Origin of the sequence: Cyclonatronum sp. (genome assembly GCF_022565315.1) — a bacterium.
Taxonomy (GTDB): domain Bacteria; phylum Bacteroidota; class Rhodothermia; order Balneolales; family Cyclonatronaceae; genus Cyclonatronum.
Map to the genome: position 1 here is coordinate 1 of NZ_JAIUMX010000012.1, position 13440 is coordinate 13440.

General features: G+C 52.6%; 12 protein-coding genes. 11 read left to right on the forward strand and 1 reads right to left on the reverse strand.

Translation table 11 applies throughout. The annotated features are described in order from the left end of the window. The 8 genes from LAT75_RS03795 to LAT75_RS03830 all read left to right on the forward strand — a co-directional run. Positions 1-839: glycosyltransferase (locus LAT75_RS03795; protein WP_291481294.1), on the forward strand; the 839-nt coding region annotated here is incomplete at its 5' end. Between the two features lie 234 nt (positions 840-1073). Further along, positions 1074-1985, forward strand: a complete 912-nt coding sequence (locus tag LAT75_RS03800) for a tyrosine recombinase XerC (RefSeq protein WP_291481295.1) — start codon at positions 1074-1076, stop codon at positions 1983-1985. Between the two features lie 124 nt (positions 1986-2109). Beyond that, on the forward strand, positions 2110-2403 hold the full coding sequence (raiA, locus tag LAT75_RS03805; protein ID WP_291481296.1) for a ribosome-associated translation inhibitor RaiA: 294 nt from the start codon (positions 2110-2112) through the stop codon (positions 2401-2403). A gap of 213 nt (positions 2404-2616) precedes the next feature. Beyond that, on the forward strand, positions 2617-3648 hold the full coding sequence (hprK, locus tag LAT75_RS03810) for an HPr(Ser) kinase/phosphatase (RefSeq protein WP_291481297.1): 1032 nt from the start codon (positions 2617-2619) through the stop codon (positions 3646-3648). A gap of 141 nt (positions 3649-3789) precedes the next feature. Then, the gene (locus LAT75_RS03815; protein WP_291481298.1) at positions 3790-5196 is read left to right on the forward strand and encodes a Gfo/Idh/MocA family oxidoreductase; all 1407 of its coding nucleotides are present in this window, start codon (positions 3790-3792) and stop codon (positions 5194-5196) included. A gap of 136 nt (positions 5197-5332) precedes the next feature. Continuing rightward, positions 5333-7174, forward strand: a complete 1842-nt coding sequence (locus LAT75_RS03820) for a sodium:solute symporter family protein (RefSeq protein WP_291481299.1) — start codon at positions 5333-5335, stop codon at positions 7172-7174. Positions 7175-7289: 115 nt separating this feature from the next. Beyond that, entirely contained in the window at positions 7290-8204 is a 915-nt protein-coding gene (locus LAT75_RS03825) for a sugar phosphate nucleotidyltransferase (RefSeq protein ID WP_291481300.1), read from the forward strand. Positions 8205-8223: 19 nt separating this feature from the next. Then, positions 8224-9300 carry an aminoglycoside phosphotransferase family protein gene (locus LAT75_RS03830; protein WP_291481301.1) on the forward strand — a complete coding sequence of 359 codons (1077 nt, stop codon included), beginning with the start codon at positions 8224-8226 and terminating at the stop codon, positions 9298-9300. 63 nt (positions 9301-9363) lie between these two features. On the opposite strand, the gene gdhA is transcribed toward LAT75_RS03830, so the two are convergent. Further along, the gene (gdhA, locus tag LAT75_RS03835) at positions 9364-10719 is read right to left on the reverse strand and encodes an NADP-specific glutamate dehydrogenase (RefSeq protein ID WP_291481302.1); all 1356 of its coding nucleotides are present in this window, start codon (positions 10717-10719) and stop codon (positions 9364-9366) included. A 180-nt stretch (positions 10720-10899) separates the two neighbouring features. Between gdhA and LAT75_RS03840 the strand changes: the two genes are divergently transcribed. The 3 genes from LAT75_RS03840 to LAT75_RS03850 all read left to right on the forward strand — a co-directional run bounded on the left by LAT75_RS03840 (position 10900) and on the right by LAT75_RS03850 (position 13406). Next, a complete protein-coding gene (locus LAT75_RS03840; RefSeq protein WP_291481303.1) occupies positions 10900-11757 on the forward strand; it encodes a universal stress protein in 858 nt (285 codons plus the stop codon). Between the two features lie 62 nt (positions 11758-11819). Beyond that, a complete protein-coding gene (locus LAT75_RS03845; protein WP_291481304.1) occupies positions 11820-12683 on the forward strand; it encodes a universal stress protein in 864 nt (287 codons plus the stop codon). Positions 12684-12692: 9 nt separating this feature from the next. After that, complete coding sequence (locus LAT75_RS03850; RefSeq protein WP_291481305.1) at positions 12693-13406, forward strand: SDR family NAD(P)-dependent oxidoreductase; 714 nt, start codon at positions 12693-12695, stop codon at positions 13404-13406. Positions 13407-13440: the final 34 nt, after the last annotated feature.

Genomic DNA, 13440 nt, shown 5'->3' on the forward strand with positions numbered 1-13440 from the left:
AACCCTATGCCTGCCATCAGCTGAGCAGGCTCGTAAGCGAAGACCTCCTCATTTTCATCGATGCCGATACCTGGATGCAGCCCGACGTGGTGAGCAAAACCGTGGGCGCGTTCAACAGCAGCAACATCGATTTTATCACCATCTGGCCCGAGCAGCGTCTCGAAACCTTTTGGGAGAAAGCTGTTGTGCCGCTGGTCTATTACGCCCTGCTCGGGCTGCTGCCGGCCGTGTACACCGAACGGAAACCCCGCTGGATGCCCGCCTTCTTCCACAACAAATTCCGCAGCATGTTCGCCGCCGCCTGCGGACAGTTCATGGCCTTCCGCACCGAAACCTACCGGCAGGTTGAGGGTCATGAGGCCGTTAAACAGCAAATTGTGGAGGATGTGATGCTCGCCCGCGAAGTGATCGATCACGGCTTCCGTATGCGGATGTTCCATGGCCGCGACGCCTTTTTCTGCCGCATGTACAAATCAGAGCGGGAGATGTTTGAGGGCTTCCGGAAAAATTTTCTGGCCGGCTTCGATTACAACATCCCGCTTTTTGTTATGATGGGCGTGATGCACTTCATCAGCTTCCTGCTGCCGCTGCTTGTGCTGCTTGCCGCCGTTTTCCTGCCGGTTTCAGCAGCTGCCGTAACGCTTGCCGCGCTCATGGCAGGGCTCGTTACCCTGCACCGCCTGCTGCTTGCCGGCTGGATGAACTGGGATGCCTCCTTCGCCCTGCTCCACCCGGTCGGGGTAGGCTGGTTTCAGAAGCTCGGGGTCATCACCCTCACCGACTACCTCACCGGCCGCAGCATCAGCTGGAAGGGCGATGATATTGTGCACCCCAAATAAACTTTTTGCCCGGGCAGTTTTTTTATTTTTCCGGGTGATGTGCCCACAGCTTGTTCGGGCCCGGTGCACGAATTAAGCCGCCCAAACAGGGCCGGTCCACATTGTGTGATGCTGATTAATTTGGTGAGCCGGAAAAGAGCTCTCCCTTTCCGAAAAACAGGACCGGTCTCCCCTCTTTAATCCCCGTTTATTTGCATTATATTGGGAGGAAGGCATCTCACCCAAATCCCTGCCATGCTCGATACAACCATCTCCCGCTTCATCAATTACCTGAAGGTTGAGCGAAACGCTTCGCCTCACACCATCACATCCTACAGAAAAGATCTGGAAAGCTTTTCCCTTTTTCTGGTGGGCTACGATGCACAGGTGCGGGAGAACCCGGATGCCATCACGCGGTTTCATCTGCGTGCATGGATGGGTCAGCTCAGCGACGACGGCCTGAGCCGGAGCAGTATCGCACGAAAGGTATCCTGCCTCAAATCTTTTTTCAAATACACCCTTGCGCGGGGCTACACGACTAAAAATCCGGCAGAGCTCGTATTCATCCCCAAAACAGAAAAAAAGCTGCCGGTAAACCTGCAAGCAGATGAAGCCCTGGAAATGCTTACCGGTTTCCCGGTCGAAACTGACTGGGATGCGCAGGAAAAGGCCATCATGGAGCTGCTATACGCAACGGGCATCCGGCTGGCCGAGCTGATTTCGGTGGATGTGCGGGATGTGCAGAGCGGTGCAAGGCTGCTGCGCGTAACAGGAAAGGGCTCAAAGGAGCGGATTGTACCCTACGGAGAGCATGCAAGGGATGCCCTCGACGACTGGCTGAGCCGCAGGCCGCGCTGTGCCGATCCGCAGGCCCCCGAAGCTGACCGCCGCGCCCTTTTTGTGAGCAAATCGGGCCGCCGTATCTATCCCGTTGCCGTTCAGCGCATTGTAAAAAAACACATCTCCAGGGTAAGTGAAATCAGCAAAAAATCCCCGCACGTGCTGCGCCACAGTTTTGCTACGCATTTACTCGCAAAGGGTGCAGATATACGCGTAATCAAGGAATTTCTGGGACATGCAGCCCTTACTTCCACGCAGGTTTATACCCAAACAAGCGTGGAACACTTAAAAAAAGTGCATGAAAAGGCACACCCACGAGGCCATTAAAAATGTTATATTAGTATTAGAAAACCACTTAAAGTTCAACCTTGAGGGCTGCCGGAATCACCGGAATTTACCCGGCCCGGAGCTCTGATTTCAACCAAACCGAAACCCAATCAGAAGGATTACAATGAATACTTCATTCACCGCAAGACATTTTGAAGCAAGCAAAAGGCTGCACAATTATTCGGTAGAAGCGGTTCAAAAACTGACCAAATTTTATGACGGAATTCTCGACTGTGACATTATTATGCAGCCCACGCAGGACCACGACGAACCTCAGTCGGCTGAGCTTACGGTTAAAGTAAAAGGCGACCTGCTGCAGGCCAACGAAAAGGCTGCTACCTACGAGCAGGCATTGGGAAAAGCTATCGACAACATGACGCGTCAGCTTCGCAAATACAAAGACAAGCGATCGAAATAAGAATTTAACTAAACAGGCGGGCTGCCAGACACAAACTCTGATCCGACACGGCGCCCCCTTCAGAACATCTTTCTCGTCTCGGGCAGATGCAGCTTTGGCTTCATCTGCCCGCCTTGTTTAATGCATTGTTTAATCAGGTGCCGCCACAGCTTTTAGGAAGCTTCCTTATATTGATATCGGAAAACCTTTCCTCCCGCCCTAATTTCTGAGCCTATGCCCTTCGGAACCAATCCCATCGTACCCAAAACCAAACGAATTTCGGTAGAGTTTTTGGTTACACAGCTTCGCGATAAAATTCGTATGCAGGTTCAGGCCTGCGCTTCTGTATCGGCCTGTATGCAGCGCTACCTCACAGAAGCCGACCTGCACCGGCCGGGTTTGGCCCTCACCGGTTACACCCATCTGTTCGCCTGGAAACGCGTTCAGGTGCTGGGCAACACCGAATGCGAATACCTGGAAAACCTTCCTCCGGTAGCGCAGCGTGAAGCCTTTGGCAACCTTACACAGTTTGAAATTCCGGTGATGTTTGTAACCCATGGCAACGAACTCGGCCCGCACCTGCTGGAAATGGCCGAAGCCGCCGGCATCCCGGTTTTCACGACACACACCGAAACCATTAAATTCATGTATTTACTTCGGGATTTTCTGGAAGATCAGTTTGCCCTGCAAACCATTGTACACGGAGCAATGGTTGATGTTTACGGCATCGGCATTCTGATAACCGGCAAGGCCGGCATCGGTAAAAGCGAAGTCGCCCTCGATCTCGTAGAGCGCGGGCACCGCCTTGTTGCGGATGATGTAGTTACGCTCACCAGAAAAAACAATGTACTCATGGCTGCTGCAACCGACATCAACAAGCATTTTATGGAAGTGCGCGGGCTCGGTATTATCGACATCATGAGTATGTTCGGCATCCGGGCTGTTCGCTATCAGAAAAGGCTCGAAGTGCTGCTTGAATTATACCTTTGGGATGAAATCACTGAAATTGACCGTACAGGCCTGGAGAGAAAGCGGGAAGCCATTCTGGATGTGGAGGTTCCGGTAATTCAGCTGCCCATCACACCCGGCAAAAACATCACCGTAATTGCTGAAGTAGTTGCTATGAATTATCTGCTCAATAATTACGGCTACGATGCTGCCCGCACTTTTCAGGAACGCATCAAAACACGCATCGCTCAGAAAACCAAAACCGGAAATAACGGCCCAAAAAGATTCGTGGATTATTTCGAGGGTGATGTGGAGTAACAGTGAACACAACCGAAATGGCTGATTTATTTCCCGGTTCAGGGCTTTTAAATTATCCAAAAAAATACCGGTATTTTAATTTTGGGGATTCAATATATTTTCGGCTCCCTCCCCTTTCAATTAAAAACCGGACTGAGACTTATGAGTAATTCCTTCGGCCGTCGCGACTTCCTGAAACTTTCCGCCTTCGGCCTTGCAGGTGCCGGGCTTATCGGTTGTTCCGATGCTGACATCACAGAAAAGCAGCGGGCAGCCCGGCGGCCTCAGCAGTTTAATATGAGCGGATACGGCGCCCCAAAACTGGAAACCGTACGGGTTGGCATCATCGGCATTGGAAACCGCGGCATCGGAGGCGTAAACCGCCTGAAGCGAATTGAAGGGGTTAAGATTACAGGTATTTGCGACATCGAGCCTGAGCGTGCAGAACGTGGCATTGCGGCTTTAGAGGGATATGATCAGCATCCCAAACAGTACAGCGGCCGGGCTGACGCCTGGAAAGACATGTGCGACAGCGACGATGTGGACCTCATATACATCTGTACGCCCTGGGATCAGCATGCCGCACAAAGTGTGTACGCCATGGAAAACGGCAAGCATGCTGCCGTAGAACTGCCCGCGGCCAAAACCATTGACGAATGCTGGCAGCTGGTTGAGGTCTCCGAAAAAACAAAAAAGCACTGTATGATGCTCAGCAACACCTGCTACGATTTTTTTGAGATGATGGTGCTTAATATGGCACGGCAGGGCTACTTCGGCGAAATCGTACACGGCGAAGGCGCATACATTCACGATCTGATGGAGATGAATTTCTCCGAAACCTACTATCACGATCTGTGGCGGCTGGAAGAAAACGCAAGCCGGAACGGTATGCTTTACCCGCCGCATGCCATCGGGCCCATGTCTAAACTGATGAACCTTAACTGCGGGGATCAGATGGATTATCTGGTTTCGGTTTCCGGCAACGATTTCCAGATGGCAGACCGCGCCCGGGAACTGGCGGAAGAAAACGAGATGTGGCAGCCTTTTGCCGGCCGCAATTTCAGAGGTAACATGAATACTACTACAATCCGCACGCACAGGGGTCGCACCATTATGGTGCAGCACGACGTAAGCTCTCCCCGACCCTATTCCCGGATTTACCTGGTGAGCGGTACCGACGGCACAGCACAAAAGTGGCCGGGCCCGGCCCGTATCGCCAAAGACCACACCGGCTGGCTTTCTCAGGAAAGTATGAAAGCCCTGGAGGAACTGTACACGCCGGAAATCACAAAGAAAGTGGGCGACCTCGCACGTGAAGTGGGCGGGCACGGGGGTATGGATACCATCATGGACTGGCGCCTGATCGACTGCCTGCGCAACGGGCTTCCGATGGATATCGACGTGTATGATGCTGCCCTTTGGAGCGCCATTGCCCCGCTGAGCGAGCAGTCTGTCGCGAACCGCTCTCAGTCAATTGATGTGCCTGATTTTACCAGAGGCGCCTGGAAAACCAACACGCCCGTGATGGATATCGAACTCAGGCAGGGAGGCACAACACGAATAATTTAAACTCCGCCCCGAAATAATGCGCAGCGCCTTTCTTTTTTAAGCAGCGCCGAATCGGGAGCCGCACCTGCTTGTGCGGCCGCCCCCCCCCAAAAAGTAAGAACATCGACCTCCCTTTTCACAAAACCGGTATCCTCACTTGATTCTGTCACCACTTGACTGGGTAATCATCGGCGCATTTTTCTTTGTGCTGCTATCCATTGGCTACGCGGCCTCCTACCGTGCGGGCAACGACACGACCAGTTTTTTCCTTTCCGGCCGCAACATGCCCTGGTGGCTGCTGGGCGTATCCATGGTTGCGACCACCTTTTCGGCTGATACGCCCAACCTGGTAACGGATATGGTGCGCACCGGCGGCGTGGCAAGCAACTGGCTATGGTGGGCGTTTCTGCTTACAGGTATGCTCACCGTGTTTGTTTATGCCAAACTCTGGAACCGCTCGCAGGTTTTAACCGATCTGGAATTTTATGAGCTACGTTACTCCGGCAAAATGGCTGCATTTCTGCGCGGATTCCGGGCCGTGTACCTCGGCTTTTTCTTTAATGTGATGGTGATTGCGACCGTCTCCCTGGCCTTTATCAAAATTGCTGCCGTTATGCTGGGGCTTCAACCGGGGGTTGCCCTCATCATTGCTTCGGTAATTGTGGTGTTTTACAGCAGCCTGGGCGGGCTTAAATCCATCTTGTGGACCGATCTGTTTCAGTTTTCATTTGCCATGTTCGGCGCAGTAATTGCAGCGGTGTACATTATTGGTTCGCCTGAAGTCGGCGGGATGTCGAATTTACTGTCACACCCGAACGTGTCAGATAAGCTCAGCCTTGTGCCGTCCGTTTCACAGCCCGAGCTTTTTGTGAGCATCTTCCTGATTCCCATTGCCGTACAGTGGTGGGCTGTGTGGTACCCCGGTGCTGAGCCGGGCGGTGGCGGTTATGTGGCGCAGCGGATGCTGGCAGCCAAAAATGAATCGCATGCCGTTGGTGCAACCCTGCTCTTCAACTTCTTCCACTATGCCCTGCGCCCCTGGCCGTGGATTCTCGTGGGCCTTGCCTCGCTGGTGGTATTCCCTGATATCGCAAGCATGGTGGAAAGATATCCCGACGTGCCCGTTCAGTACATTCAGAACGACTTCGCCTACCCTGCCATGCTGCGCGAGTTTCTTCCCGCCGGCCTGCTGGGTTTGGTGGTTGCTTCCCTTATCGCGGCCTATATGTCAACTACGGCCTCACAGCTCAACTGGGGCTCCTCCTATCTGGTGAACGACTTTTACGGCCGTTTCTACAAACCCGACGCTACTGAAAAGCAGCGCGTCCGTTTCGGCCGAATCTCAACCGCAGCCCTGATGGGCTCCTCCGTTTTACTGGCCCTCGTGCTTCAAAATGCGCTTCAGGCGTTTCAGTACATCCTCATGATCGGAGCCGGCACCGGCCTGATTTATATTCTGCGGTGGTTTTGGTGGCGGATCAACGCCTGGTCCGAAATTTCCGCCATGATTGCCGCCGGCACTTTTTCAATGATTTTCATTCTGATTGAGAATTTCGTGATGCAGCGTCCCGAAACCGGCATGGTTGATGTGTTCGGGTTTCAGACAAGCATGAGCTACTGGAATGTGATCAAGCTGCTTGGCACGGTCTTCCTCACATCAGCCACCTGGATCATCGTAACCCTGCTCACCTCCCCGGTTGATAAAGCAACCCTGCGGAATTTCTACAGCCGAATACGTCCCGGCGGACCGGGATGGAAATCCGTAGTTGATGAGGCAACGGGTGAAGGGATTACACTCGTAAAAGAAGACAACCTGAAGTGGGATGTCCCGACCGGAATTCTCTGCATGATTCTGGGTACTACCATGATCTACAGCCTGCTGTTTATGATTGGCAACATTTTGTACGGCAACCTCATGCCCGCCGCTGTACTTGCCGCTATGGCCGCCGCCTCGGGTTTCCTGCTTACCCGATTCTGGAGCAAACTGAGGATGGAGTAATGCAGCCACCTGCTTATCAGCGCACAACAGCGCAGCTTTTCCGGTACACTATGCAGCCGAGAGACCGGGGTGCAGCATTCCGGCACGGGACACATCACCCTCTTACAAATATTAAATGAGCAAACCTGCCCTCGTAATTATGGCAGCCGGAACAGGCTCCCGTTTCGGCGGACTCAAACAGCTTGCAGCGGCAGGCCCCCTTAATCAGCGTATTATAGATTATTCTGTTTATGATGCCCGGCGCGCCGGGTTTGGAAAAATTGTTTTTGTGATCCGGAAACAGACCGAAGTAATCTTCCGTGATGAGGTACTGAAACCTTTTGAAGACCGCTTTGAAACCGAACTCGTTTTTCAGGAGCCGGATGAGTTACCGGCCGGATTCACAGCCCCGCCCGGGCGGCTGAAACCATGGGGCACAGGGCATGCTCTCCTTGCAGCCGAAAAAGCCGTGCATACGCCCTTTTGCGTAATCAATGCCGATGATTTCTATGGAGAAGCCGCATTTCGGCAAATGGCCGAATTTCTCAGGCAGCATGCAACCTCAAACCATTATGCCATGGCGGCCTACCGGCTGGAAAAAACTTTGTCAGCATTTGGGAGTGTTTCGAGGGGTGTTTGTGAAACCGATGAAAACGGATTTTTAAAGTCAGTGCAGGAACACAAAAACATCAGTCGTAAAGCGGAGCTGATTTTATCGGGTGAAGCTCCGGATGGAATCCCGCTTTCGCCCCAAACGCTGGTTTCGATGAACTGCTGGGGATTTGCGCCTTCGGTATTCACCCATTTGCTGTCCGGATTTGTGCGTTTTCTGGATGCGCGCATCAATCAGCCAGAAGCTGAGTTTCATCTTCCTGCGGTAATCGACCGCATGATCCGGCAGCAGCGCGCGAAGGTATCCGTTCTGGATTCCGGTTCTGACTGGTTCGGCATCACCTATCCGCCGGATTTGGAGCACATCCGAAGCCGGATCCGGCAAATGACCGAATCGGGGGAATACCCCGAAAACCTCTGGCCCCGCAAAACACACTAAACCTCCTGATTTTATTTTGATGGATGCTCTTTCCGACATTTTCAGTGCGTTCAGCACGGGTAGCCGAATGGCATACGCGGTGCCAATCGGCTCGGGCCACATCCACAAAACCTGGCTGATACACACGGAAAACCCAAACGAGCCGGGCTTCATCATGCAAAAGTTTAACGGGCACGTTTTTCCTGATTTTGACAAAGTGACAGAAAACCTGCTGCTTGTTACCGGGCTACTGAACCGGCACCCGGAGTACTCGAAAAGATACAGCATTGCCGCACCTTTGAGCAGCAGGGCCGGCGGCTACGCGGTAAGGCAACAAGACAGATCTGCCTGGCGCCTGTTTCAGCGGATAGCCCCGGGCCTGAGCTACGATTTGGTACCGGATGAGGCAACCGCCTTTGAAGCCGGCAAAATTTACGGTCTGTTTCTGGCAGCCCTGCAGGAACTCCGGGCGGACAAGCTCCATGAGGTGATCCCCGGTTTTCACAGCGTGTCGCTCAGATACAGGCAACTCCTGGACGCAGCAAAACCTGAACCTATTGGCCGCTTCGTGCATGCAGCACAGGAATTGAGATTCGCAAAAAAGCACATTGCGGAAATGAGCGTCATTCCGCGGCAGCAGCAGGCCGGCAGGCTTCCCCTTCGGGTAACCCACAACGACACAAAACTCAACAATGTGCTTTTTGATACGCAGATGCAGGCCAGAGCCGTTGTTGACCTTGATACCGTGATGCCCGGTTTATCCCTTTATGATTTTGGGGATTTGGTGCGTACCGCTGCTGCCACCAACAATGAAGACAGTGCAGAAACAGGGTTCAGCCTTTCCTGCTTTGAGGCCATAACCCGCGGATACCTGAAGGAAACGGCCACTATTTTGAGCCCGGAAGAAAAAAACCTGATGCCCCTCGCCCCGCGCTACATGGCCTACATAATGGGCATACGTTTCCTTGCCGATTACCTGAACGGCGACCTGTACTACGCAACGCATTACCCCGAGCAAAACCTCATGCGTTGCCGGGCACAATTCCAGCTGATGGAGGCCATGGCGAAGAATCATGACGCCTGCTGCCGCATCACCGAATCGGCCTGCAGGGCTTAACTTAAGGTTAGGGCACCACTACAGGCAGTTTGAGTTTATGAAATGCCGGTGCTTCGAGAGAACTCACACATGCCCCTGCGCAATCATAGCATCGGCCACTTTAATAAATCCGGCAATCGCAGCACCTTTTTCATAGTTAATACTGCCGTCGGTTTCGCCAAAACTGCGGCATTTTTCGTGAATATCGTGCATAATGCGATGCAGTTCATCATCAACGCGTTCGGCGCTCCAGCTCATTCGGATGCTGTTCTGACTCATCTCCAGGCCCGAAACGCTTACACCGCCGGCATTAGCTGCCTTACCCGGCGCAAAAGGAATCTGATGTTTATGGAAAAGCTTCACGGCTTTTTCAGTGCAGGGCATGTTCGCTCCTTCGGCAACCGCAAGCAGGCCGTTTTCGATTAGGGTTCGTGCATCATCCGCATCCAGCTCGTTTTGGGTAGCACAGGGCAGCGCGAGGCCGGCTTTGGCACCGTGCCGCCAGGGGGTGCCCTCGTACCAGCTGCAGGCGAAGGCCTCCTGACAAGCTTTAATGCGTCCGCGCTTTTCGTTTTTCAGTTCCATTATGAAATCCAGGTCTTCGTCTGTGAGCCCCTCCTCCTTAAAAATATACCCGTCAGAATCTGACATACTGAGCACTTTTGCGCCCATCTCAATGGCTTTCCGGCATGCAAACTGTGCCACATTACCGGAACCTGAAATCAGCACACGGATGCCATCCATCTGCTTCCCTGCGGCATCCAGCATTTCTTTCGTGAAGTACAGCAGGCCGTAGCCGGTGGCTTCAGGGCGAAGGATGCTTCCGCCGAAGGCTTCCCCCTTCCCGGTTAGCACTCCGCTGAAGGTGCCGGTAATGCGCCGGTACTGCCCGAAGAGATAGCCGATCTCACGGCTGCCCACACCGATATCGCCTGCCGGAATGTCTGTTTCCGGACCAATATGATTGTAAAGTCCGGTCATGAAGCTTTGGCAAAACCGCATAATTTCAGCGTCGCTGCGCCCCTTCGGGCTGAAATCAGCCCCACCCTTGGCACCCCCCATTGGTAAGCCTGTGAGGCTGTTTTTGAAAACCTGTTCAAAAGCCAGAAATTTGAGTACACTGAGATTAACTGACGGATGAAACCGAAGCCCGCCCTTGCAGGGCCCGATAACGCTGCTGAACTGTACACGATACCCCCGGCTGATGTGCTCCTGCCCGTCGTCGTCGGTCCAGGGAACACGAAACTGAATGATACGCTCGGGCTCGGTTAGCTTACTGAACAAAGCGGGATGGTTGTACACGGGCCGGGAAGCCGCAAACGGCACTACCCACTGAAGCACTTCATGAAGCGCCTGATGAAATTCAGGCTGATGCGGGTCACGCATCCGGGCGCGTTCAAGCACCTGTTCAAGACTAAGTTCGGTTGAATTTTCGGACATAGGCATCAATCAGCTAAGTGAAAATTAATGGATAAGAGCACCATTAAAATGCTCAATATTCGAATATCATCAAACAAAAAGAGTACTGTGCACTTCATTGGCTTCAGAATACTGTTCTTTAAGTTGTATATTAATTTAGTAATCATAAACAACAGGCTTCAATTTACAGGGGTAACATCTATGCATTACCAAAAAATACTGGTTGCAACCGATTTATCAGAAAACGGGAACCGCGCATTTGCAGTAGCTGAGCAGTACCGCAACATAGCCGGAGGTGTTATTACGCCTGCACATGCCTTAAACGAGCCTGTTTGGCCGGAAGGCATCCGCTTGCCCTCTCTTGATGATGCTGCCACCAAAAAGCTCATGGAATTTTCATATCGCAAATGCAGGGAAGCGGCTGAAAAACATACCCCGGCTGAGTTCGTTGATCAGCCTTACATCAGTTACGGCGATCCGGCCCGCACAATCGTCGGGGTTTCAGCGGGTTACGACATTCTGGTGATGTCCACACACGGCCGTACCGGTTTCCGCAAATTTGTGATGGGCTCCGTTGCCTCTAAAGTATGCCGGATGAGCAAAGCGCCGGTTTTGGTTACAAGCCCCGAAGACAGCCCGCGGCCTTTCAAACGCATTCTGCTAACCACTGATTTCTCTGACGAATCCTGCAAGGCATTCGACAAGGCACATTGGCTGCTACAAAATACGGACGCCGTTTTTACCCTGCTGCATGTACTCAGCATAGAGTACGCAGGCGGGCTGGCAGATAAGGAGGAACTCTATGTAACTGTTGCTGATCGCCTTAACCGCTTTCGCGACGAACACTTTGCCGGTTTTGCCGAACGCGTTCAAACCCATGTAATCGTTTCGGGCAACAGCGTGCACCGTGCCATCAGCAAACATCTTTCGGCAGATAAATACGATCTCATCATTATCTCAACAGCCGGCCGCACAGGTATGGATTATGTGGTGCTGGGAAGCACCGCAGCCCATATTATTCAGACCGCGCCGGTTCCGGTGCTTACCGTCAGACCCTGACAAAATAATGTTTGATCCGGCTTATTTCACTTTTATCCGACTGATATAACAAGGAGCATATCATGAAAAAGCTTAGCATTCTCGTACCAACTGATTTTACGAATACCGGTAATAAGGCTTTCAAAGATGCCGCAGATTATCTCACCTATTTTGAAGGCAGCATCACCCCTATGTATGTTTTTGAACCGCGGCACGGCATCTCTGATATCATTGAAGATGACGTAGCAGAAATGAAACAGGAGCTGCACAGCCGCATCCAAAATAAGCTGCTAAAAATTGCGGGGGAATATGCTGGTGGTGCTCAGATAAATGAACCCATTGTGGCTACCGGAAATATCGCCATGCAGATTGTGGGGGCCGCAGCAGATTTTGACCTCGTTTTTATTGCAACAAACTCACGAACCGGCCTCGACCGGCTCATGCACAGCTCGGTTGCCAACAAGATAATTTCTGTGTGCCCAAAGCCGGTCGTTGTTGTAACCGATGAATCCCGGCTTAGCCCGCTAACAAAAGTACTGATCCTCACTGATATGTCTGAAAACTCGACCGGCGTATTCAGCTACGCACGTCAGTTTGTAGCCCAAACAGGCATAAACGCCGATCTTGTTCACTTCGTGCACGTAGGTCCGCTCACTACAGGCAGCTCAGGTTCAATTGTAGAGCGCGGCAGAAAAGAGCTTTGTCAGCTTAAAGAAACCTATTTTGAGGAAGTATCCGACAAAGTGAAAGAGCAGGTACTAATTACAAGCGTTTCGGGCAGTGAAGCCATCACAAACCTTACCTACTCCAGAGATTACAATTTCGTATTCATGGCTACACTCGGCCACTCCAATATCCGCAACCTCATGGTCGGCAGTACGGCATCAACCATTATCCGCATGGTTGATACCGCCGTTTTTATCGTGAATCCTCAGGAGCACGCCTGATAACCCGATATGGCTGAAACCCTGAAAAACCATCATATTCTGATAAGCGGGGCCACACGCGGTGTTGGCCGCAGCATGGCCCGGCTGTTTGCTGCGCGGGGCGCAAAACTCTCCCTCATCGCCCGCAACCTCACTGAGCTCGAACAGCTCCGGGATGAACTCGGAGAGCATGTACGCGTTTATGCCGCTGATGTTAGCGACTATGCCGCTATGGCTAAAGCCCTTGCGTGGTTCAGGGGAAAACAAGGCCCGGTAGAAATCCTCGTTAACAATGCTGGTATTGGCAGCTATACGCCCCTGAATGACCTGACCGAAACTGAACTGCTCACAACCTTCAGGGTTACTGCTGAAGCCGTGCTAATGCTCACCAAAAGGCTTCTTCCCGACCTCAGGGCCGCAGCAAACGGGCAGGTGCTGAATATCGCTTCGGACCTCGCAAGGCGGCCGCTTGCAAACATGAGCGTGTACACAGCCGCCAAACACGCCATGGCCGGCTTCTCCCAGAGCCTCACACGCGAACTCGCCAAAGAAGGCATACGGGTGATGCTGCTCAACCCCGGCATCATCGATACGGGCTTCGGAGGGCGCTCCGCCGGCGATGTGCCCCCTCCCTACGGCCTTGCCGCCGATGACCTTGCCGAAATCGCTGAATTTATGCTCACCCGCCCGCCTTACCTGATCATGGATGAAGTTACCATTCACCCCATGAAACAGGATTTTTAGCAGCGTTTTTGGTGTTTATCAGGTGATGGCATCC